Source organism: Streptomyces gobitricini, assembly GCF_039532985.1.
Classification (GTDB): domain Bacteria; phylum Actinomycetota; class Actinomycetes; order Streptomycetales; family Streptomycetaceae; genus Streptomyces; species Streptomyces gobitricini.
In genome coordinates, this window is the sequence record NZ_BAAASR010000024.1 from 38223 (window position 1) to 58552 (window position 20330).

Below are 20330 nucleotides of genomic sequence, written 5' to 3' on the forward strand. Positions count from 1 at the left end.
GCACAGCGACACACTGTGCGCGCGGCGACGTTAGCGCGGGTGGCGACAGGGCGCGCACGGGCGTCGGCGGCCCGGTCACCCGGGTTGACGCCCGTGCGCTCAGGCGCTGACCGCCGTCCGGCGGGTCGTCGTGGCGATGGTGGCCGAGCCGACGACACGGGTGCCGTCGTAGAGGACGATCGCCTGGCCGGGGGCGACTCCGCGGACGGGCTGCTGGAAGGTGACGCGCAGCTCGCCGTCCTCCAGGGTGGCCGCGACCGGGGTCTCGTCGCCGTGCGCGCGGAGCTGGGCCGTGTAGGTGCCGGGGCCCGAGGGGGGCGTGCCGCACCAGCGGGGCCTGATGGCGGTCAGGGCGGTGACGTCGAGGGCGTCGGCGGGGCCCACCGTCACGGTGTTGTTCACGGGCGAGATGTCCAGGACGTAGCGGGGCTTGCCGTCCGGGGCGGGGTGACCGATGCGCAGGCCTTTGCGCTGGCCGATGGTGAAGCCGTACGCGCCCTCGTGGGTGCCGACCTTGGTGCCGGACTCGTCGACGATGTCCCCCTCCAGCGTCCCCAGGCGGGAGGCGAGGAACCCCTGGGTGTCGCCGTCCGCGATGAAGCAGATGTCGTGGCTGTCGGGCTTCTTCGCCACGGCCAGCCCCCGGCGCTCCGCCTCCGCGCGGATCTCGTCCTTGGTGGTGAGGGTGTCGCCCAGCGGGAACATCGCGTGCGCGAGCTGCTTCTCGTCCAGGACGCCGAGGACGTACGACTGGTCCTTGGCCATGTCCGAGGCGCGGTGGAGCTCCCGGGTGCCGTCCTCGCGGGTCACGACCGTGGCGTAGTGGCCGGTGCAGACCGCGTCGAAGCCCAGGGCCAGCGCCTTGTCCAGCAGCGCCGCGAACTTGATCTTCTCGTTGCAGCGCAGGCACGGGTTGGGGGTGCGTCCGGCCTCGTACTCGGCGATGAAGTCGTCGACGACGTCCTCACGGAACCGCTCGGCCAGGTCCCACACGTAGAACGGGATGCCGATGACGTCGGCGGCGCGGCGGGCGTCGCGCGAGTCCTCGATGGTGCAACAGCCACGGGCGCCGGTGCGGAAGGACTGAGGGTTCGCGGACAGGGCGAGGTGCACCCCGGTGACGTCGTGGCCGGCCTCTGCGGCGCGGGCGGCGGCGACGGCGGAGTCCACACCGCCCGACATGGCGGCGAGCACACGGAGGGGGCGCTGGGGAGTCTGAGTCATAGCCCTACCAGGGTACGGGCCCCGGGAACCATGGGCGCGCGAGTATGCGTTCACGGTCACATGGGAGACAAGAAGCCGGGTGCGGTGGGCCGTCGCGCGGTGCTGATCGGCGGCGGGGCGGCCCTCGTGGGCGGGGCGGTGCTGGCGCGGGACGAGCTGCGGCGTGCCTGGTACCGGGTGCCCGGTGTGGAGAAGGAGCGGGTGGAAGGGGAGCTGGACCACGCGGGCGCGGAGTGGACGGCGGCGTCACCGGCGAACTGGCGGCGGGCGGACCGTCCGGACGACTTCACCATCGACCGGGTCGTGATCCATGTCGTCCAGGGCAGCTTTCCCATCGCCCTGAAGGTGTTCAAGGACCCGGGGCACGGTGCGGCGACGCATTACGTCGTACGCAAGGACGGGCACGTCGCGCAGATGATCCGCGAGCTGGACGTGGCCTTCCACGCGGGCGACCGGGACATGAACGAGCGCAGCATCGGCATCGAGCACGAAGGGTTCGTGGACCGGCCCCGGGACTTCACGGACGCGATGTACGCCTCGTCGGCGCGGCTCACGGCGGGGATATGCGCGCGGTACGGGATACCGGTGGACCGCGAGCACATCATCGGCCATGTGGAGGTGCGGGGCACCGACCACACCGATCCCGGTCCGCACTGGGACTGGGACAGGTACATGAGACTGGTCCGGGACGCCTCCCGGCCGTCCGCGACGGCTAGCTGAGGCCGGCGGTCCTGGCGCGTTCCACCGCCGGGCCGATGGCGTTGGCGACCGCCTCGACGTCGGCGCGGGTCGAGGTGTGGCCGAGCGTGAAGCGGAGCGTGCCGCGCGCCAGGTCCGGGTCGGTTCCGGTGGCCAGCAGCACGTGGCTCGGCTGCGCCACGCCGGCGGTGCAGGCCGAGCCGGTGGAGCACTCGATCCCCTGAGCGTCCAGGAGCAGCAGCAGCGAGTCGCCCTCGCAGCCCGGGAAGGTGAAGTGGGCGTTGGCGGGCAGGCGGCCCTCCGGGGCCGGGTCACCGCCGAGCACCGCGTCCGGGACGGCCGTGACGACGGCGTCGACCAGCTCGTCGCGCAGGGCCCCGATCCCGCGGGCGTACTCCTCGCGGCGTTCGGCCGCCAGCCGCCCCGCCACCGCGAAGGCGGCGACGGCCGGGACGTCGAGGGTGCCGGAGCGGACGTGGCGCTCCTGGCCGCCGCCGTGCAGCACCGGGACCGGGCTGTACTCACGGCCGAGGAGCAGGGCCCCGATGCCGTAGGGGCCGCCGATCTTGTGGCTGGAAACCGTCATGGCGGCGAGGCCGGAGTCGGCGAAGCCGACCGGGACCTGGCCGAACGCCTGGACGGCGTCGGAGTGCAGCGGGACGTCGAACTCGCGCGCCACGGCGGCCAGTTCCCGTACCGGCATGACGGTGCCGATCTCGTTGTTGGCCCACATCACGGTGGCGAGGGCGACGCTCGACGGGTCGCGCTCGACGGCCTCCCGGAGCGCCTCGGGGTGCACGCGCCCGTACCGGTCCACGGGCAGGTACTCGACGGTGGCCCCCTCGTGCTCGCCCAGCCAGTGGACGGCGTCGAGGACGGCGTGGTGCTCGACGGGGCTGGCCAGCACCCTCACGCGGCGCGGGTCGGCGTCCCGGCGGGCCCAGTACAGGCCCTTGACGGCGAGGTTGTCCGCCTCCGTGCCGCCGGAGGTCAGGACGACCTCGCTGGGGCGCGCCCCGAGGGCCTCGGCGAGGGCCTCGCGGGCCTCCTCGACGGTACGACGGGCCCGGCGGCCGGCGGCGTGCAGCGAGGACGCGTTGCCCGTGACGGCGAGCTGGGCGGTCATCGCCTCGATCGCCTCCGGCAGCATCGGAGTGGTCGCGGCGTGGTCGAGGTAAGCCATGGTGCGACGATTCTACGAGCCCCTCGCCGAACGTCGTTCAGCGCCGTACCGACCGGATCGGCCGGGCATGCGTCTCGGCATGCTCTCGGCGTGCGGCTCGGCGTGCGGCTCGGCTTGCGGCCCGCCGCGTCAGGCGATGCTCCAGGACACGGTGCCGTCCAGGGTGACCAGCGTGGCCAGCACCGCGAGGTCGGCGATGCCGAGTCCGAGGCCGAACGTTGCCCGCCCCCGGCGTGTGGTGCCACGGCGGAGGGCGAGGACGGCGAGTCCGATGGCGATGGGTCCCAGCAGGATGTTCATCACCAGCAGGCCCACCAGCCCCAGGACGAACGAGGCGACGGCCATCCCGTCGGCATCACGGACCCGGTCCCGGACGCGGCCGCGACCGCCGACGCGGGTGCCGGTGCCGATGCGGGCGTCGGTGCCGGTGCGGGCGTCGGTGCCGGCGCGGGCGTCGGCGTGGTTCCGGGTGGTGCGAGAACCGTGTGCGGTGAGTTCCATGGCGGCCTCCTCAGCGGTGCTGTCGTTCACGTACGGCGAAGACCAGAAGCCAGACGCCGATGACGGTCGCGGCGACGAGAGTGACCGGGACGGGCACATGGGCCACGGTCCCGAGGACGACACCCAGCATCAGCAGGGCGGCGACGATGGCGAACATCGGTGGACCTCCCTCGGAGGTTGATGAACAGTTGTTTACTGACTACCCAGCCTAGCGAGCTTCATCATTGGATCGATCCGGAGAACGGTTGTTTACTGAATGGCATGAGTCACACCTCCGGCATCCGGCAGGCCCAGAAGCAGAGAACCCGTCAGGCGCTCCTGGACGCCGCCCTCCGGCTACTGGAGGAACAGAGCCTGAGCAGCCTCGGCCTGCGCGAGGTGACCCGCGCGGTCGGCGTCGCCCCGGCGGCCTTCTACCGGCACTTCCGCGACACCGCGGACCTCGGCGTCGCCCTTGTCGACGAGGCCCTGGGCAGCCTGCACGGCACGATCCGTACGACCCTGGCGACGACCGGCGAGAGCGACGAACGGATCGCCGCCGCCGTCGAGTTGATCGCCGGGCTCGTACGCGGGTACCCCGCTCACGTCCGATTCATCGCCCGCGAACGACATGGCGGCGTGGCGCCCGTGCGCGAGGCGATCGGCGGCCAACTCGACCTGTTCGTCCGGGAGGTGGCGGACGAACTGGCGGAGCACCCCGAGAGCGAGGGGTGGATCCCCGACGACCTGCGGATGCTCGCCGGACTGTACGTCGACCACATGGTGATGACCGCCTCGGAGTTCCTGGCCACGCCCGAGGCCGACTGGGACGGGGTGGCGCGGACGGCCCGGCGCCAGCTGCGCCTGGTCAGCCTCGGGCGCCGCCACTGGCTGGACTGACCGCACCGCCCGGACCGGCACCCCCGTCCGGGCCGGCACCACCCCCCGCTTCGGCACCACCCGCCGTCTCGGCACCCCCGCCCCGACCGGCACCACCCGCCGCCTCGGCACCCCCACCCCGACCTGCCTCCCCGTCCGGGCCGGTGCCACCCGCCGGCTCGGGCTCCCCGTACAGCCGCACCACCGCCGCCGCCCGGCGGGCCAGTTCGGCACGCACCTCGGGTGGGTCGAGGACCTCCAGGCTGGGCCCGAAGGCCAGCAGCCCACGGGCATGGCGCACGTCCGGGAAGGCGAGCTCCACCCGCGCCCACTCCCCCGCCGCCTCCGGCTCCCGCACGAGGTGCGCGCCGTGGATCCGCACGAACAGGTCGAGCCGTGAGGAACGCACCCGGGCCCGTACGCGCAACCCCGCGGGCCGGTCCTCCACCTGGCGCCGCAGCACCTCCCACACGTCCCCGAGCTCCACCCCGGCGCGTCTGCGCACCGGCCGGTCGCTGACGTCCGCGCGCCGGATCCGGTCCACCCGGTAAAGGCGGGGCGCGCCGCGGTGGTCGGCGACCAGGTACCAGACGCCCGCCTTGGCCACGAGCCCGTACGGGTCGACGGTGTACGCCCTCGGCGTCCCCGTACCGCTGTGCCGGTAGCGCAGCCGCAGCCGCCGGTCGGCGAGGACGGCGTCGTGCAGGACGCCCAGGTCGATGGCGGGGCCCGGGGCGCGGAGCCAGCGGTCGGGATCGACGAGGATGCGGCGGCTGGTCAGCTCGGCCGCCGGGCGGTGCGACTCGGGCAGGGCGGCCATGATCTTGCGGAGCGCCGAGCCGAGGGCCCGGTCGAGCCCGAGGGCGGCGTGCGTGCCCCGCGCGGCGAGGACGAACAGGGCGCGGGACTCGTCGGCGGTCAGCCCGGTGACGTCCGTCCGGAAGCCCGGCAGCAGCGCGATGCCCCCGTGCCGGCCGCGCTCGGCGTACACCGGGACGCCGGACGCGGAGAGCGCCTCGACGTCCCGGTAGATGGTGCGTACGGAGACGTCGAGGCGCTCGGCGAGTTCGGTCGCGGGGACGAGGCCCCGGGTCTGGAGGAGCAGGAGGATCGACAGCAGCCGGTCGGACTTCACCCCACGACACTAGGGCGTGCCCCGTCGGCCCCGACCGGGCCGGTCCGCACCGGCGGGTGTCCCCTAGCCCCGTGGTGCGCGCGCGAGTTGCCGGGACTGGGCGACCAGGCGGTCGGCGCTGTCCCAGACCTCGGCGTCCTCCTCCAGGAAACCGCCCGCGAGGTTCCTGGTGGTGATGGAGACCCGCAGCGGACCGGGGGCGGGCCGGCACCGTATGTGGGCGGTGAGCTCCACGGTCGGGGTCCAGCCGGTGAGGCCGAGCTCGAAGGAGGTCGGGGGCAGGGCGTCGACGGTGAGCAGGAGCGACAGCGGGTCGGGCTCACGGCCGTCGGCCAGGCCGAACCAGGCGCGCATCTCGCCCTTGCCGGACGGGGCGCCGACCGCCCAGCCGAGGGTGGTGGGGTCGAGCTTGATGTCGAGCCGCTCGGTGATGGCGGAGGAGCCGGGGATGGGCGCGGGGCCGTCGCCCGGGCCGAGGCAGTGCTCGCGCGGCGGGATGGCGGGCGGCTTGGCCGTCGTCCGTACGTCGTCGGGCAGGGCGTCCAGGTCGCCGTAGGAGGCGAGGACCCGGATGCGCTCGACCTCGGTGCCGTCCTCCGCGTACTGGAAGAGCGAGGCCTGGCCGGTGGAGAGGGTGCGGCCGGCACGGACCGTCTCCGTCCGCACCACGGCGGGGCCGGGCACCGACGGCGTCAGGTAGTGCGCCGAGATCGTGAACGGGTGCGGGTGCGGCAGGGCGTCGCCGAGTGCGCGGCCGAGCAGCGCGAGCAGGTAGCCGCCGTTGACGGCGTGGATGATCGTCCAGCCGGCGGAGAGCTCCGCGTCGTAGACGCCGGGCTCGCGGAGGGTCACCGCGGTGTCGCGGTCGAACTCGCTGTCCATGCCCGGCACAGTACAACAGCCAATTACTAAGCGGTAGCTTTCCCGGGGAGCTGCTCCTCCCTGGCCGCCGAGCGACGGTTCCACGCACGGGGCGCGCGCCAGTGGAAGCGCAGGGCGAGCAGACGCAGCACGAAGGTGGTGACGGCGGCGAGGGCACTGGTGAAAGGGTTCAGCATCCCGAAGTGGATGCAGAGCGCGACCATGGTGGCGCCCACGACGGCCGGCACCGCGTACAGGTCCCGGTCCCAGCGGAGCAGGGACGGCACCTCGTTGGCGAGTACGTCGCGCAGCACGCCGCCGCCGACGCCGGTGGCCAGGCCCAGCACGGCGGAGAACGTGAGGCCGAGGCCGTACTCGTGCGCCTTGGTCGTGCCCGCGACGCAGAAGAGCCCCAGCCCGGCGGCGTCGAAGACGTTCACGGCGGCCTGGGTCCGCTCGACCACGGGGTGCAGGAAGAAGACGAGCACGGTGGCGACCAGGGGCATGACGAAGTACCCCAGGTCGGTGAACGCGGCGGGCGGTACGGCGCCGATGACCAGATCCCGGAACAGCCCTCCGCCCAGGGCCGTGACCTCGGCGAGGACGGCCATGCCGAACACGTCGAAGTTCTTGCGCACCGCGAGCAGGGCGCCGGAGATCGCGAACACGAAGATGCCGGCGAGGTCGAGCGCGTGTTGCACGGTGGGGGTGAAGAATTCCTGGAGCACCGCCCAATTGTGCCGGTTCCCCCGGTGGCTCCGGCCCGCACGCGACGGCCCACTCCTGCCTGGCCGCCGGGGAACCGGTCACGGCGGCGGTCGCGGGGCGGGACGCGGCGCGGTCGCGGGACCGGGCAGGGAGGCACGGACCCGGCCACGGGGCGGGCACGGGACCGGGCGCGGAGTAGGGGCAGAGGGCCGCCGCCCACGGGCCCGCCAAGCGCCCTCCGCGGCCCGCCGGGGCCGGATGACCGGCGCGCTGCTAGGGTGCGCCGCGACAGGCGAGGGGGAGCAGTATGGATGACCGGGCCGCGTACAGGCTGCAGTTGGCACCGGGCTTCCCGGGGCGCGTGCCGCGCCAGGCGCTCGCGGCGCTGGCGCCCACGGCGCTGTTCAGCGCGTACGGCGTATGGGTGGCCGGCGACCTCACGGCCGCCTGGCTTCTCGTCGTCACCGCGGCGTCCTTCAGCGTGTCCCTCTTCGCGGTGCTGGCGGCCCATGTGGGGACCGGGACCCTGCGCGTCGACGAGGACGGCATCACGGCCGGCCGGCGCGAGCTGATTCCCTGGGACGACATCCGGTTCGTCGTCCTCCACGGCCGGGTGCTCCAGGTGCGGTTGCACCGGCACGGCTCGTCCCAGCCGTTGGTGAACGTCCACAACGACGGCTACGGGCTGGGCCGGGAGCGGCACGCCGAGCGGCAGCGGGCGATCGTCGGCGCCGTCGAGTACTTCGCACCCGGCCGGTACGTGGCCGACCGGCAGCGGGTGCTGCGCGAACTCGGGCAGTGACGCACGGCGCGCCGACGCCCCGGGCCATGGCGGCTCCGGGGCGTCGGCGGTCCGTGTACCGGACCCAGGGGTTACGGCGTTACGCCCCCTTCGCCGGGCCGCCCTCCGACGGGCCGTCGTCACCGGCGGCCTCCCGCCCGGTCCCGGGCCCGGCCACCGAATCCGTCCCCGCACCGCTCAACGAGTCCGCCCCGGCATCCGCCTCGGCACCGGCCACCGTCTCCCGCCCGGCCGCCGGGTCCGTGACGTCCCCGGCCGGGGCCTTCGCGGGGGACGGCACCTTGACGGCGGGCTCCACCGCGGCGGAAGCGACGGCCCCGGCGACGGCCCCGGAAGCGGCGGCCTCCCCCGCACCGGTCTCGGTGGCCTCCACGTTCGACGCCTTCGTCGCCGGCACTATCTCGATCGCCTCGCCCGCCGAGGCCAGGGCGGTGTCACCCGGCACCTGGTCCGGGGCGTTCTCCGGGTGGTGGCACGCCACCCGGCGGCCCGGGGCCAGCTCCAGCAGCGGGGGCTCCTGCACCGTGCAGACCTGCGTCGCCTTCCAGCACCGGGTGTGGAACCGGCAGCCGCTCGGCGGGGCGATCGGCGACGGCACGTCGCCCTTCAGCAGGATCCGCTCGCTCTTGGCGCCCCGCCGCCTCGGGTCAGGCACCGGGACGGCCGACATCAGCGCCGTGGTGTACGGGTGCATCGGCGCCTCGTACAGCGACGTGCGGTCCGCCAGCTCCACGATCTTGCCGAGGTACATCACGGCGATCCGGTCCGACACGTGCCGGATGACCGACAGGTCGTGCGCGATGATCACGTACGTGAGACCCAGCTCGTCCTGGAGGTCGTCGAGCAGGTTCACCACCTGCGCCTGGATCGACACGTCCAGCGCCGAGACCGGCTCGTCCGCGACGACGAGCCGCGGCTTCAGGGCGAGCGCACGGGCGATGCCGATGCGCTGACGCTGGCCGCCCGAGAACTCGTGCGGGTAGCGGTTGTAGTGCTCGGGACTCAGGCCCACCCGCTCCAGGAGACCCTGGACCTCCTTCTTCAGCCCGCCCTCGGGCTCGACGCCCTGGAGACGGAAGGGCGCGGAGACGATCGAGCCGATGGTGTGCCGCGGGTTCAGCGAACCGTAGGGGTCCTGGAAGATCATCTGGATGTCGCGCCGCAGCGGCCGCATCCCGCCGGTGCTCAGGTGCGTGATGTCGGTGCCGTCGAACTCGACCTTGCCGCCGCTCGGCTCCAGCAGTCGCGTGATCAACCGGCCCATCGTCGACTTGCCGCAGCCGGACTCGCCGACCACGCCGAGGGTCTCCCCGCGGCGCACCTCGAAGTCGATGCCGTCGACCGCCTTGACGGCGCCGACCTGCCGCTGGAGCAGGCCCTTCTTGATGGGGAAGTGTTTGACCAGGCCCTCGACCCTGAGCAGGGGGGCGGAATCGGTACGCGTCGGTTCGTTGGTCACAGCTTCGGCGCAATCTCTTCGGTCCAGATCCGTGTGCGCTCCGCCTGGTCCATGTGGCAGGCCGAGAAGTGGCCGGAGCCCACTTCACGCAGTTCCGGACGCTCGGTGCGGGTGATCCCGTCCTTGGGCACGTCCGCGTACGGGCAGCGCGGGTTGAAGGCGCAGCCGCTCGGTACGTTGATCAGGGACGGCGGCTGGCCCTTGACCGGGATGAGCCGGTCGGTCTGGTCCCGGTCGATGCGGGGCATCGAGCCGAGCAGGCCCCAGGTGTAGGGGTGCTGCGGCTCGTAGAAGATCGTGTCGACCGGGCCCCGCTCCACGCACCGGCCGCCGTACATCACCAGGATGTCGTCGGCGATCTCGGCCACCACGCCGAGGTCGTGCGTGATGATGACGACCGCCGAGCCGAACTCCTTCTGGAGGTCGCGGATGAGGTCGAGGATCTGCGCCTGGACGGTGACGTCCAGCGCGGTCGTCGGCTCGTCGGCGATCAGCAGCTCGGGGTTGTTGACCAGCGCCATCGCGATCATCGCGCGCTGGCGCATACCGCCGGAGAACTCGTGCGGGTAGGAGTCCACGCGCTTGCCGGGCTCGGGGATGCCCACGCGGTCCAGCATCTCGACGGCCCGGGCGCGGGCGACCTTCTTGGTCACCTTGTTGTGGATGCGGTACGCCTCCACGATCTGGTTGCCGATCGTGTAGTACGGGTGCATCGCGGACAGCGGGTCCTGGAAGATCATCGCCATCTCGCGGCCTCGCAGCCGCCGCACCTCGTCGGGGTCGGCGCCCACCAGCTCCTTGCCGTCGAGCCAGATCTCACCGCTCATCCGCACGTTCTTGCCGCGCGCGCCGAGCCGGTGCAGGCCCATGATCGCGAGTGAGGTGACGGACTTGCCGGAGCCGGACTCGCCGACGACACCGAGGGTCTTGCCCTTCTCCAGCTGGAAGGAGAGCCCGTCCACGGACTTGACCAGGCCGTCGTCGGTCGGGAAGTGGACCTTGAGGTCGCGTACGTCGAGGAAGGCACGCGGTTCGGAGGTGCCGGGGCGGTCCTCCACCACGGCGCCGGACTTGGACAGTTCGGTCATGACACCCTCACGCGCGGGTCGACGACGGCGTACAGAAGGTCAACCACGAGGTTGAGGAAGACGACGAAGAACGCCGCGAGCAGGGTGACGCCGAGGATCGGCGGCAGGTCGTTGGCGACGATCGACTGCACCGCGTACTCACCGATGCCGTGCAGCGAGTACACCGACTCGGTGATCACGGCGCCGCCGAGCAGCAGGCCGATGTCCATACCGAAGACGGTGACGATCGGGGTGAGCGCGGCCCGGAGGCCGTGCTTGGCGACGACCCGCCGCTCCCGCATGCCCTTGGCGCGGGCGGTGCGGATGAAGTCCTCGCTCATCGCCTCCAGCATCCCGGAGCGGGTCAGGCGGGCGTAGATCGCCGCGTACAGCAGGGCGAGCGAACACCAGGGCAGGAAGAGGGTGTTGGCCCACTGCGAGGGGTTCTCTGTGAACGGGACGTACGTCCGCCCGAAGATCTCCAGCTTGTAGCTGAAGAGCAGCAGGAACAGCTGGGCGGTGAAGAAGATGGGCAGCGAGACGCCGGCGAGCGCGCCGCCCATGGCCGCCCGGTCGAAGAACGAGCCGGGCTTGAGCGCCGAGATGACACCGACGACGATGCCGGAGACCAGCCACAGCACGGCCGCGCCGACGGCGAGCGAGATGGTGACCGGAAGCCGGTCGACGAGCTGCGGCCAGACCTCCAGGTTGGTCTTGAAGGAGTAGCCGAAGCAGGGCATGTCGCACCGCACAGTGGCGGGTCCCCGCTCATAGGTGGCGCCGGTGACGATCCCCCTGATGAAGTCCCAGTACTGGATGTAGACCGGGTCGTCGAGGCCGAGGTTCCGCTTGACCGCCGCGATGTCCTCGGGCGTGGGGTTCTTGCCGATGTACTGCTGGGCCAGCTGATCGGCGGTCTGTCCGGCCAGCTTCGGCAGGATGAAGAAGATGCCGAAGGTGACCGCCGTGACGACCAGCAGCAGGATCACTGCCGCGATCAGCCGGCGGATGATGTACGAGATCACGGGGACCGGCGCCGGTGCCCGCGGGCCGCGCGGAGTACGCGGGGGCCCGCGGGCACCAATGCCTTCACCTGCCTTCCGGGGCTACTTCTTCGTGGTGCCGATGTTGAGGTAGTCGTACTGACCGCTGAAGGCTGCCGTGGAGACCATGTTGGTGCCCTGCGGCGAGCGGTAGAGCAGGACCTTGAAGTAGGACAGCGGGACGATGACCGCCTGGTCCATGACCTTCTTGTCGATCTCGGCGTAGGCGGCGTTGCGGGCGTTCTCGTCCGTGTTGGCGATGGCGTCGTCCAGCAGCTTGTTGATCGCCGGGTCGTTCAGCTCGGAGAGGTTGGTGTTGCCGGACTGGCCGATGGCCTTGCCGTGCACGATCTGCTGGAGGTAGCCGTAGCCGGTCGGCCAGTCGGCGCCCCACTGCATCATGATCAGACCGATGTTCTCCTTCTTGGTGAAGGAGGGGACACCGGCGTAGTCCGAGAAGTACTTGGACGACGGGTACTGCTTGATCTTGGCATCGATGCCGGCCTTCTTCAGCGCCTGCACGATCGCGGTGGCGGCGTCGACCTCGCTCTGGCGGTCGCTGCGCGCGGAGATGAAGGTGGAGATCTTCTCCTGGCCGCAGGCCTTCAGGTGCTCCTTGGCCTTGGCGGCGTCGCCCTTGTTGTCCGGCGTGGCGTACGTGTCGAACTTCTGGTAGCCCGGGATGTCGGTCGGCAGCACCGTGGAGGCGATGTCACCGCGGATCGGGCCGCCCATGGACGTCTGCACGGAGACCTTGTCGATCGCGTACTGCACGGCCTTGCGGCACTCGACGTTGTCGAACGGCTTCACCTTGGTGTTGATCGCCGCGTAGACGAGGCGGCCGCCGAGCGCGTTGTCGGTGTTGGCCTTCAGGTCTTCCTTCGCCAGGATCTGCGCCTGGGTCTGGGTGTCGACGCCACGGCCGGCCAGGTCGGCGACGATGTCACCGGCGAGGAGGTCCTTGTCGATGGTGGCCTGGTTGACCTTGAGGTTCAGGACGATCTTGTCCGGGTACTGCTTGCGCAGCGGGTCGGTCTTGGCGTCCCAGTGCTCGTTGCGGACCAGGGTGACCTGCTTGCCGTCCTCGTACGTCGCGAACTTGTACGAGCCCGACGAGACGATGGACTTGGTGTAGTCCACGCCCTTGTCCTTGGCCTTCGGCACCGGTGCGGTCTGCGGGGCGCTGACCAGGTAGTCGAAGTCCGCGAACGGCTTGTTGAGCTTGAAGACGATGGTGTGGTCGTCCGGCGTCTGGATGGACGCCAGGCCCTTCTCGCTCTTGTCCTTGTACGGACCCTTGTACTTGGCCGGGTCGTCGAGGACCTGCTGGAAGTAGTTCGGGCCCAGCGAGAGCGTGTCACGGGCGAAGTTGGAGCGCTCGACGGCGTACTTGACGTCCTTGGCCGTGACCGGCGTGCCGTCGCTGTACTTGACGCCCTTGCGGATCTTGTACGTCCAGGTCTTGCCGCCGTCGCTGGGCACACCCATGCTCTCGGCGAGGTCCGGCACCAGCTCGTTGCCCTTCTCGCCGGGGGCCGGCTTGAAGGTGGTCAGCGGCCGCGCGTACAGGCGGCTGAAGTTGTAGATGAAGGCGTAGTACGTGTTGCCCGGGTCGAACGACTCGGGGGCGTCGGCCATCGCGTAGGTGACCGTACCGCCCTTCTTGTCCGAGGCGTTGACGACACCGGTCGTCGCGGCGTTCGCCTTGGCGTTGCCCTTGGTACCCGAGTCGCCGTCGTCCGCCTTGCTGCAGCCCGCGAGAAGCAGGCTGGCACTGCTGACGACCGCGATCGCGGCCACTGCTGACCTTCGCATTTTCGTCGAACTCCCCTTTGTAATCGGAAACTTGTCGGTCCGGTACCGGCCCGGTGGTGCGGCCGCCGTCGATGACGTGGCAGACGTCAGCGGCTGCGCGGGTCGAGAGCGTCCCGAAGGCCATCACCGAGCAGGTTGAAGGCCAGTACGGTGATGAAGATCGCGAGGCCGGGGACGAGCATGAACTGCGGATCCACCTCGAAGAAGGTGACCGCCTCCCTCAACATGCCGCCCCACGAGGCCTGCGGTGGCTGGATTCCGACGCCGAGGAAGCTGAGCGACGCCTCGAAGATGATGTTGGTCGGAATGAGCAGGGTCGCGTAGACGGTGATCGGTCCCACGAGGTTCGGCAGCAGCTCGCGGAAGAGGATGTACGGGCCCTTGGCCCCCATCCCGCGCGAGGCGTCGATGAACTCCCGTTCCCGCAGGGCCAGGGTCTGGCCGCGCACGATACGCGCCATGTAGGGCCAGTTGAAGAACCCGATGACGAAGATCAGCACGCTGATGTGCAGGGGCAGGCCCTCCAGACCGAAGGCACCGCCCTGCAGGGTCGCCGAGATGGCGATGGCGAACAGCAGGAGCGGGAAGGCGAGGAACGTGTCCATGAGCCGGCTGATGAACGTGTCCACGCGGCCGCCGTAGTACCCGGCGATCAGACCGAGCACCACACCGATCACGTTGGACAGGACCGTCGCGCCGAAGGCGACGACCAGCGAGACCCAGGAGCCCTCCAGGATGCGGGCCAGGATGTCGCGGCCGAACTTGGGGTCGACGCCCAGCGGGTGGTCCCAGCTCATCCCGCCGAACCCGCCCTTGGGAAGGGAGGTGTTGGGATCGACCAGGTCCTGCTGGAAGGCGTTCGGGTCGAGGCCCAGCAGCGACTGCAACGGCCGGGACAGCACGGCGATCAGGATGAGCAGGATGACGACCACTCCGCCGGTCACGGCCACCTTGTCCCGCTTGAAGCGGGCCCAGGCGATCTGACCGAGTGAACGGCCCTCGATCTGCTGGGGCTCGGCGCCGTCGAGTACGGCCTCAGGCGCCGCCTCGGCCTGTGATCCGGTGGTCTCCATGGGTGCGGTCATCGTCCCTCGTGCTCGCCCGTGCCGACGGTCGCCGACAGTGCTCGACGGACCGCCCGGATCTGCGGTGCGGTCCGTTCAGGGAGTGCGCGAATGCGCAGCACGCATGTACGACGCCCCCTGGTTGGGGGGAGTCTTCAATGGGTTCACGATCACCCGCCAGACCTGATGGGGAATGTTTGCGCAACCGTGATGCGGGTCGGCGGCTTCCGTTATCCGGACGGGGTGATCGTCCCAGCGGACCAACCCGGCCCGTAATCCACCGAAACGGGCACCTGCGCGCGGCGGGGCCGAGCGGCCCGGGGACGCGTCAGGCGCGGGACGGGTAGCCGTACCCCGTACCGGGCACGACGGGGGCGGTGAGGTGGGCCTCGCGGTCGTAGAAGGGGCGGGCGTTGGCCCGCAGCCACATCGTCACCGGGTCGTACTCGTCGGACATCGCGACCGTCGAGACGGGCAGACCGTCGGGGACGGCGTCGACGGACTGCCGCATCATCGCGCGTACCGCGTCGACGGACGCCTGGCCGGTGTCGTAGAGGTCCAGGCCGATCGCGAGGTACGGGGTGCCGAGGGCCGGCTGGACCCAGGCGCGGCGCAGCGAGCGGACGGCGGGGGTGCGGTGGGCGTTCTGCGTGAGCAGGGCGTAGAACTGCGGGATCTGGATGCCCGGCTCGGACAGCCTCAGCGGCCCGGCGGGCATCCGGTCGAGGCCGGTGGCGATGCGGCGCAGGTCGGGCCACGGGATGCCGACGCCGCCGCCCGGCGCGTGCGGGTTGAGCCAGATGCCCCAGCGGTCGGGGTAGAGGGCGCGGGCGATGTCACGGCCGGGGACGACCTCGTGGGCGCGGTTCCAGCCGGAGACGGCGAGCTCCTGGGTGGAGGTGACGCACGGGGCGTACCCGAGCCCGTCGACCTCCATGTTCCCGTACTGGGCGTCGGGTGAGCCGGCCCGGCCGTGCCAGAGCAGCATCCACAGCCGGCCGTCGGCGAGGGCGTGCAGGAGCTGCTCGTACGCGTCGTAGCGCCCGGGCGTCACCTGGCTCAGCATGTGCTCGACCTGCCCGGCCGCCGCGGTGCCTGACGCGCTCACCCTGGGTCCCGCCCCTCTTCCGTCCACCCGACCAGCTTATGCGTGCCCGCGCTGGTAGAAGGGCCGTACCTTCTCCAGCATCCAGTCGCCCACCGGGTCCTGCGCCACGTCGAGCAGGACCAGGTTCACCGGCCACGGCACCTGGGTCCGGCCCAGTGCCCGGCCGAGGGCGTCCATCGGTACGTTACGGTCGGCGCCCTCCCAGGAGGAGAGCTGCACGCCGACGAAGAGGGCCGGGCTGTCGCCCTCGACGCTGGCGAGGCAGCGGCGGGCGGTCAGGACCGTGCCGGTGGCGTCGAACTCGGCGGCGGCGGCCGACAGGAAGTCGACCGGGTCCTCCTGCCAGTCCGGCTCGAACAGGCGGACGCGGGCGCCGCTCGCGGGGCCGTCCAGCGGGGTGCGGCCGGTCCGGCACAGTTCGGCGACGGCGGGCGGCGGCAGGGGGGCGCCGACGGCACCGCCCGGGTTCACGGCGATGCCGAGCTGGGGCGGCAGGCCGCGCGCGAACTCGACCGCCGGGGCGACGGCGTACGCCATGTGGGCGCCGACGCACTCGGTGAACTGCGCCTCGGAGCTGAAGACCGGCACATAGGCCTGCCCGTCGATCTCGAGCGTCGGGAGGTCCAGGTTCGGGCGGTCGGGGGCGCCGCCGTTGGGCAGGGGCACCCAGACGTGACTGCGGCCCAGAACCTCGACGATCCGTCCTCCGGCCGCGGGCTCGCCGAGCGAGGCGGCGAGCACCTCTTCCAGCTCGTTGCCCGGCCATGCAGTGTCCACTGGTGCTTCTGGTCCTCTCCGCGCGTGCGTGCCGCTGCCCGCAGCACCCTAACGCGGGGCACCCGTGCGGCGGATCAGAGGAACGTGATCCGGGTCAGCGCGGACGCCGCGGGCCGGTCCATCAGCACCGCGGAGGCGCACCCGCGCGGCACGACGCCCCGTTCCGCGTCCCGGACCAGCCGGCCCACCGCCCTGCGGTGGCGCCCGAAGGCGTACCCGGACACGCCGCGGCCCCGCTCGCGCTGGCCCTCCTTGGCCGTGCCGGGCGTGACGTCCAGCAGGAGCAGGTGCAGGGCCCTGCCCCGCCGCGCGGCCTCCCGGGCGAGCCAGCGCCGCACCCAGGCCTGCGTACCGCAGTCGTGGACGACGACGCTCCGCCCGGAGCGCAGCGCCCGCCGCAGTCCCGCGTAGTGCGCGAGCCGGACGAGGGGGCGGTAGACCGCGTACGGCAGAAGGCCGGGCATCCTGCGCTCCCACCGCTCCCGGGCGTCCTGCGAGTCGATGCCGCGCTCCTGGGCCGTCCGGGCGATCAGAGTGGACTTGCCGCTGCCCGGCAGGCCCGACACCACCACCAGGTCGCCGGCCGCGAAGGTCAGCGTCCTGGGGACCCGGCCGTGCCGGTCCCGCAGGTCGCGTACGACCGGCAGCGCGGCGGCCGCCGCACGGCCCCGAGCGGGCAGGCCCGGCTGGGCGGGCACGCCCGCGGTCGTCGCGTACGCCTCGCCCCGCTGCAACGTCATCGCTACTCCCCCTGCTAGGGCCCTGTCGGGTCCCCGGGCCGGCTGACCCGACCCTTGCCCAAGAAGTGTAAAGAAGGGGTAATAAGCCACAAGCGATTTGCCGAGGAGAACCCTCGTGCAATGATGTGCGCGCCGACGCACACACGTGCGTACACAACCGCATACCGGCCGCTCGAATCCGCGCGGGAGAGTCCCGGGTCCCACCCGGGCGCCGAAGGAGCAAGTTCCTCCCTTGAATCTCTCAGGCCCCGTACCGCGTGGATGAGGCAGATCTGAAAAGCGGGCCGCCGTGGCGGCTCCACCCAAGGTGCAAGCCGAAGGCCGCCCCCGTGCGGTCACGGTGAACCTCTCAGGTTCCGATGACAGATGGGGAGGATCGTCTTCGAGCCATGCCCGTCCTTGGGACCTGGGAGCCACATCCATGAGCACTGCCCCCCGCCTGACCGCCCTCGATGCCGTGCATCGCGCGCTGGGCGCGACCATGACCGACTTCGCGGGCTGGGACATGCCGCTGCGGTACGGGAGCGAGCGCGACGAGCACAACGCCGTCCGTACGAAGGCCGGACTCTTCGACCTCTCCCACATGGGTGAGATCACCGTCACGGGACCGCGGGCCGCGGACCTCCTGGACTTCGCGCTCGTCGGCAACATCGGCAGCGTCGGTGTCGGCCGCGCCCGCTACACGATGATCTGCCGGGAGGACGGCGGCATCCTCGACGACCTGATCGTGTACCGGCTCGGTGAGACCGAGTACATGGTCGTCGCCAACGCCTCCAACGCGCAGATCGTGCTGGACGCGCTGACCGCCCGCGCCGCCGGCTTCGACGCCGTCGTACGGGACGACCGCGACGCGTACGCGCTGCTCGCGATCCAGGGCCCGGAGTCCCCGGGTGTCCTGAAGTCGCTGACCGACGCCGATCTGGACGGGCTGAAGTACTACGCGGGGCTGCCCGGCACCGTGGCGGGCGTCCCCGCGCTGATCGCCCGTACCGGCTACACGGGCGAGGACGGCTTCGAGCTGTTCGTGGAGCCGCGGTACGCGGAGAAGCTGTGGCAGGCGCTGACCGCGGCGGGGGCCGCCGTCGGTCTGATCCCGTGCGGGCTGTCGTGCCGCGACACGCTGCGCCTGGAGGCGGGCATGCCGCTGTACGGGCACGAGCTGACGACTTCCCTGACCCCGTTCGACGCGGGGCTCGGCCGGGTGGTCAAGTTCGAGAAGGAGGGCGACTTCGTGGGCCGCGAGGCCCTGTCGGCCGCCGCCGAGCGGGCCCAGATCGCCCCGCCGCGCAAGCTCGTGGGCCTGGTCGCCCAGGGCCGCCGCGTCCCGCGCGCCGGCATGTCCGTGGTCGCCGCGGGCAAGGTGATCGGCGAGGTCACCTCGGGCGCCCCGTCGCCGACGCTGGGCAAGCCGATCGCCATGGCGTACGTGGACGCGGCGCACGCCGAACCGGGCACCGAGGGCGTCGGGGTCGACATCCGCGGTACCCATGAGCCGTACGAGGTCGTGGCGCTGCCCTTCTACAAGCGCCAGAAGTGACCGTCCGCACCACTCCGCCGTTCACCACCCCGTTCACCAGCACTCCCCCGCGTACAGGAGAATCCCAGTCATGAGCAACCCCCAGCAGCTGCGCTTCAGCAAGGAGCACGAGTGGCTGTCGGCCGCCGAGGACGGCGTGTCGACGGTCGGCATCACGGAGCACGCGGCGAACGCCCTCGGCGACGTCGTGTACGTCCAGCTCCCGGAGGTCGGCGACACGGTGACCGCGGGCGAGACCTGTGGTGAGCTGGAGTCGACCAAGTCCGTCAGCGACCTGTACTCCCCGGTGACCGGCGAGGTCGTCGAGGCGAACCAGGATGTCGTCGACGACCCGTCGCTGGTGAACACCGCCCCGTTCGAGGGCGGCTGGCTGTTCAAGGTACGCGTCACGGAGGAGCCGAAGGACCTGCTCTCCGCCGACGAGTACACCGAGTTCTCCGGCAGCTAAGGACCCTCCCCGATGTCGCTTCTGAACACCCCTCTCCACGAGCTGGACCCGGACGTCGCCGCCGCCGTCGACGCCGAGCTCCACCGTCAGCAGTCCACCCTCGAGATGATCGCCTCGGAGAACTTCGCTCCGGTCGCGGTCATGGAGGCCCAGGGCTCCGTCCTGACCAACAAGTACGCCGAGGGCTACCCCGGCCGCCGCTACTACGGCGGCTGCGAGCACGTCGATGTCGTCGAGCAGATCGCCATCGACCGCATCAAGGCGCTCTTCGGCGCCGAGCACGCCAACGTCCAGCCGCACTCGGGCGCCCAGGCCAACGCGGCCGCGATGTTCGCGCTGCTGAAGCCGGGCGACACGATCATGGGTCTGAACCTCGCCCACGGCGGGCACCTGACCCACGGCATGAAGATCAACTTCTCCGGCAAGCTCTACAACGTCGTCGCGTACCACGTCGACGACGCGACCGGTCAGGTCGACATGGCCGAGGTCGAGCGCCTCGCCAAGGAGTCCAGGCCGAAGCTGATCGTCGCCGGCTGGTCGGCCTACCCGCGCCGGCTGGACTTCGCCGCCTTCCGCCGGATCGCGGACGAGGTCGGCGCGTACCTGATGGTCGACATGGCCCACTTCGCGGGCCTGGTCGCCGCCGGTCTGCACCCCAACCCGGTGCCCCACGCCCATGTGGTCACCACCACGACCCACAAGACGCTGGGCGGCCCGCGCGGTGGCGTGATCCTGTCCACGGCCGAGCTCGCCAAGAAGATCAACTCCGCGGTCTTCCCCGGCCAGCAGGGCGGCCCGCTGGAGCACGTGATCGCCGCCAAGGCGGTCTCGTTCAAGGTCGCGGCGAGCGAGGAGTTCAAGGAGCGCCAGCAGCGCACCCTGGACGGCGCCCGCATCCTGGCCGAGCGCCTGGTCCAGCCGGACGTCACCGAGTACGGCGTGTCGGTCCTGACCGGCGGCACCGACGTGCACCTGGTCCTGGTCGACCTGCGCAACAGCGAGCTGGACGGCCAGCAGGCCGAGGACCGGCTCCACGAGGTCGGCATCACCGTCAACCGCAACGCGATCCCGAACGACCCGCGGCCCCCGATGGTCACCTCGGGCCTGCGGATCGGCACCCCGGCCCTGGCCACGCGCGGCTTCCAGGCCGAGGACTTCACCGAGGTCGCCGACATCATCGCCGAGGCGCTGAAGCCGGCGTACGACGCGGACGCGCTCAAGGCCCGGGTCTCGGCCCTCGCCGCGAAGCACCCGCTTTACCCTGGTCTGTAGCCGTTACGGCGTTACGTAACTAACAGACT

The 20330-nt window shown here is 71.5% G+C and carries 21 protein-coding genes and 1 riboswitch; of the genes, 6 read left to right on the forward strand and 15 right to left on the reverse strand.

The annotated features are described in order from the left end of the window. Positions 1–99: 99 nt before the first annotated feature. Positions 100–1224: a tRNA 2-thiouridine(34) synthase MnmA gene (mnmA, locus tag ABD347_RS21670; protein ID WP_344363844.1), complete on the reverse strand. Its 1125-nt coding sequence runs from the start codon at positions 1222–1224 to the stop codon at positions 100–102. Positions 1225–1284: 60 nt separating this feature from the next. Between mnmA and ABD347_RS21675 the strand changes: the two genes are divergently transcribed. Further along, the gene (locus tag ABD347_RS21675; protein WP_344363847.1) at positions 1285–1944 is read left to right on the forward strand and encodes an N-acetylmuramoyl-L-alanine amidase; all 660 of its coding nucleotides are present in this window, start codon (positions 1285–1287) and stop codon (positions 1942–1944) included. Here the strand turns inward: ABD347_RS21675 and ABD347_RS21680 are convergent. From ABD347_RS21680 to ABD347_RS21690, 3 genes are all read right to left on the reverse strand, one after another. Beyond that, positions 1937–3106, reverse strand: a complete 1170-nt coding sequence (locus ABD347_RS21680; protein WP_344363849.1) for a cysteine desulfurase family protein — start codon at positions 3104–3106, stop codon at positions 1937–1939. The genes ABD347_RS21675 and ABD347_RS21680 overlap by 8 nt on opposite strands. A gap of 129 nt (positions 3107–3235) precedes the next feature. Continuing rightward, positions 3236–3607 (reverse strand): DUF4190 domain-containing protein, encoded by a 372-nt coding sequence (locus tag ABD347_RS21685; protein ID WP_344363852.1) that lies wholly within the window; start codon positions 3605–3607, stop codon positions 3236–3238. 10 nt (positions 3608–3617) lie between these two features. Next, positions 3618–3764: a hypothetical protein gene (locus tag ABD347_RS21690; protein WP_344363855.1), complete on the reverse strand. Its 147-nt coding sequence runs from the start codon at positions 3762–3764 to the stop codon at positions 3618–3620. 104 nt (positions 3765–3868) lie between these two features. Between ABD347_RS21690 and ABD347_RS21695 the strand changes: the two genes are divergently transcribed. After that, the gene (locus tag ABD347_RS21695; RefSeq protein ID WP_344363858.1) at positions 3869–4486 is read left to right on the forward strand and encodes a TetR family transcriptional regulator; all 618 of its coding nucleotides are present in this window, start codon (positions 3869–3871) and stop codon (positions 4484–4486) included. On the opposite strand, the gene ABD347_RS21700 is transcribed toward ABD347_RS21695, so the two are convergent. The 3 genes from ABD347_RS21700 to ABD347_RS21710 all read right to left on the reverse strand — a co-directional run bounded on the left by ABD347_RS21700 (position 4455) and on the right by ABD347_RS21710 (position 7189). Beyond that, positions 4455–5600 (reverse strand): helix-turn-helix transcriptional regulator, encoded by a 1146-nt coding sequence (locus ABD347_RS21700; RefSeq protein ID WP_344363860.1) that lies wholly within the window; start codon positions 5598–5600, stop codon positions 4455–4457. The two genes, ABD347_RS21695 and ABD347_RS21700, sit on opposite strands and share 32 nt — an antisense overlap. 63 nt (positions 5601–5663) lie before the next feature. Continuing rightward, positions 5664–6482, reverse strand: coding sequence for a thioesterase family protein (locus tag ABD347_RS21705; protein ID WP_344363862.1), 819 nt, complete (start codon positions 6480–6482; stop codon positions 5664–5666). A 26-nt stretch (positions 6483–6508) separates the two neighbouring features. Then, a complete protein-coding gene (locus ABD347_RS21710) occupies positions 6509–7189 on the reverse strand; it encodes a trimeric intracellular cation channel family protein (protein WP_344363865.1) in 681 nt (226 codons plus the stop codon). 287 nt (positions 7190–7476) lie between these two features. On the opposite strand from ABD347_RS21710, the gene ABD347_RS21715 reads away from it, so the two are divergent. Then, positions 7477–7971, forward strand: coding sequence for a hypothetical protein (locus tag ABD347_RS21715; RefSeq protein WP_344363867.1), 495 nt, complete (start codon positions 7477–7479; stop codon positions 7969–7971). 79 nt (positions 7972–8050) lie between these two features. Here the strand turns inward: ABD347_RS21715 and ABD347_RS21720 are convergent, their stop codons facing one another. The 8 genes from ABD347_RS21720 to ABD347_RS21755 all read right to left on the reverse strand — a co-directional run bounded on the left by ABD347_RS21720 (position 8051) and on the right by ABD347_RS21755 (position 17044). Beyond that, positions 8051–9430 carry an ABC transporter ATP-binding protein gene (locus ABD347_RS21720; protein ID WP_344363868.1) on the reverse strand — a complete coding sequence of 460 codons (1380 nt, stop codon included), beginning with the start codon at positions 9428–9430 and terminating at the stop codon, positions 8051–8053. Next, positions 9427–10518 (reverse strand): ABC transporter ATP-binding protein, encoded by a 1092-nt coding sequence (locus tag ABD347_RS21725; RefSeq protein ID WP_344363870.1) that lies wholly within the window; start codon positions 10516–10518, stop codon positions 9427–9429. Before ABD347_RS21725 ends, ABD347_RS21720 begins: the two co-directional genes overlap by 4 nt. Further along, positions 10515–11522, reverse strand: coding sequence for an ABC transporter permease (locus ABD347_RS21730; RefSeq protein WP_344363873.1), 1008 nt, complete (start codon positions 11520–11522; stop codon positions 10515–10517). Before ABD347_RS21730 ends, ABD347_RS21725 begins: the two co-directional genes overlap by 4 nt. Before the next feature lie 81 nt (positions 11523–11603). After that, complete coding sequence (locus ABD347_RS21735) at positions 11604–13355, reverse strand: ABC transporter substrate-binding protein (protein ID WP_344363875.1); 1752 nt, start codon at positions 13353–13355, stop codon at positions 11604–11606. An 86-nt stretch (positions 13356–13441) separates the two neighbouring features. Beyond that, positions 13442–14440, reverse strand: coding sequence for an ABC transporter permease (locus ABD347_RS21740; protein WP_344363878.1), 999 nt, complete (start codon positions 14438–14440; stop codon positions 13442–13444). 307 nt (positions 14441–14747) lie between these two features. Continuing rightward, positions 14748–15527, reverse strand: coding sequence for an enhanced serine sensitivity protein SseB C-terminal domain-containing protein (locus ABD347_RS21745; protein ID WP_344363880.1), 780 nt, complete (start codon positions 15525–15527; stop codon positions 14748–14750). Between the two features lie 36 nt (positions 15528–15563). Next, the gene (locus ABD347_RS21750) at positions 15564–16304 is read right to left on the reverse strand and encodes an enhanced serine sensitivity protein SseB (RefSeq protein WP_344363882.1); all 741 of its coding nucleotides are present in this window, start codon (positions 16302–16304) and stop codon (positions 15564–15566) included. 74 nt (positions 16305–16378) lie between these two features. Continuing rightward, positions 16379–17044: an AAA family ATPase gene (locus tag ABD347_RS21755; protein ID WP_344363884.1), complete on the reverse strand. Its 666-nt coding sequence runs from the start codon at positions 17042–17044 to the stop codon at positions 16379–16381. Positions 17045–17217: 173 nt separating this feature from the next. Continuing rightward, positions 17218–17310, forward strand: a riboswitch (glycine riboswitch). Between the two features lie 155 nt (positions 17311–17465). Here ABD347_RS21755 and gcvT point away from each other — a divergent pair. The 3 genes from gcvT to glyA all read left to right on the forward strand — a co-directional run bounded on the left by gcvT (position 17466) and on the right by glyA (position 20301). Next, positions 17466–18581 carry a glycine cleavage system aminomethyltransferase GcvT gene (gcvT, locus tag ABD347_RS21760; RefSeq protein ID WP_344363885.1) on the forward strand — a complete coding sequence of 372 codons (1116 nt, stop codon included), beginning with the start codon at positions 17466–17468 and terminating at the stop codon, positions 18579–18581. A 70-nt stretch (positions 18582–18651) separates the two neighbouring features. Then, the gene (gcvH, locus tag ABD347_RS21765) at positions 18652–19029 is read left to right on the forward strand and encodes a glycine cleavage system protein GcvH (protein ID WP_344363886.1); all 378 of its coding nucleotides are present in this window, start codon (positions 18652–18654) and stop codon (positions 19027–19029) included. Positions 19030–19041: 12 nt separating this feature from the next. Beyond that, a complete protein-coding gene (gene glyA / locus ABD347_RS21770) occupies positions 19042–20301 on the forward strand; it encodes a serine hydroxymethyltransferase (RefSeq protein ID WP_344363888.1) in 1260 nt (419 codons plus the stop codon). Positions 20302–20330: the final 29 nt, after the last annotated feature.

Excerpts from the sequence above, each read along its gene's own strand:
- ABD347_RS21740 (WP_344363878.1), bottom strand. The coding sequence starts at position 14,440 with ATGACCGCACCCATGGAGACCACCGGATCACAGGCCGAGGCGGCGCCT.
- ABD347_RS21680 (WP_344363849.1), bottom strand. The coding sequence starts at position 3,106 with ATGGCTTACCTCGACCACGCCGCGACCACTCCGATGCTGCCGGAGGCG.
- gcvT (WP_344363885.1), top strand. The coding sequence starts at position 17,466 with ATGAGCACTGCCCCCCGCCTGACCGCCCTCGATGCCGTGCATCGCGCG.
- ABD347_RS21695 (WP_344363858.1), top strand. The coding sequence starts at position 3,869 with ATGAGTCACACCTCCGGCATCCGGCAGGCCCAGAAGCAGAGAACCCGT.
- ABD347_RS21725 (WP_344363870.1), bottom strand. The coding sequence starts at position 10,518 with ATGACCGAACTGTCCAAGTCCGGCGCCGTGGTGGAGGACCGCCCCGGC.
- ABD347_RS21735 (WP_344363875.1), bottom strand. The coding sequence starts at position 13,355 with ATGCGAAGGTCAGCAGTGGCCGCGATCGCGGTCGTCAGCAGTGCCAGC.
- ABD347_RS21690 (WP_344363855.1), bottom strand. The coding sequence starts at position 3,764 with ATGTTCGCCATCGTCGCCGCCCTGCTGATGCTGGGTGTCGTCCTCGGG.
- mnmA (WP_344363844.1), bottom strand. The coding sequence starts at position 1,224 with ATGACTCAGACTCCCCAGCGCCCCCTCCGTGTGCTCGCCGCCATGTCG.
- glyA (WP_344363888.1), top strand. The coding sequence starts at position 19,042 with ATGTCGCTTCTGAACACCCCTCTCCACGAGCTGGACCCGGACGTCGCC.
- ABD347_RS21685 (WP_344363852.1), bottom strand. The coding sequence starts at position 3,607 with ATGGAACTCACCGCACACGGTTCTCGCACCACCCGGAACCACGCCGAC.
- ABD347_RS21705 (WP_344363862.1), bottom strand. The coding sequence starts at position 6,482 with ATGGACAGCGAGTTCGACCGCGACACCGCGGTGACCCTCCGCGAGCCC.
- ABD347_RS21755 (WP_344363884.1), bottom strand. The coding sequence starts at position 17,044 with ATGACGTTGCAGCGGGGCGAGGCGTACGCGACGACCGCGGGCGTGCCC.
- ABD347_RS21675 (WP_344363847.1), top strand. The coding sequence starts at position 1,285 with ATGGGAGACAAGAAGCCGGGTGCGGTGGGCCGTCGCGCGGTGCTGATC.
- gcvH (WP_344363886.1), top strand. The coding sequence starts at position 18,652 with ATGAGCAACCCCCAGCAGCTGCGCTTCAGCAAGGAGCACGAGTGGCTG.
- ABD347_RS21715 (WP_344363867.1), top strand. The coding sequence starts at position 7,477 with ATGGATGACCGGGCCGCGTACAGGCTGCAGTTGGCACCGGGCTTCCCG.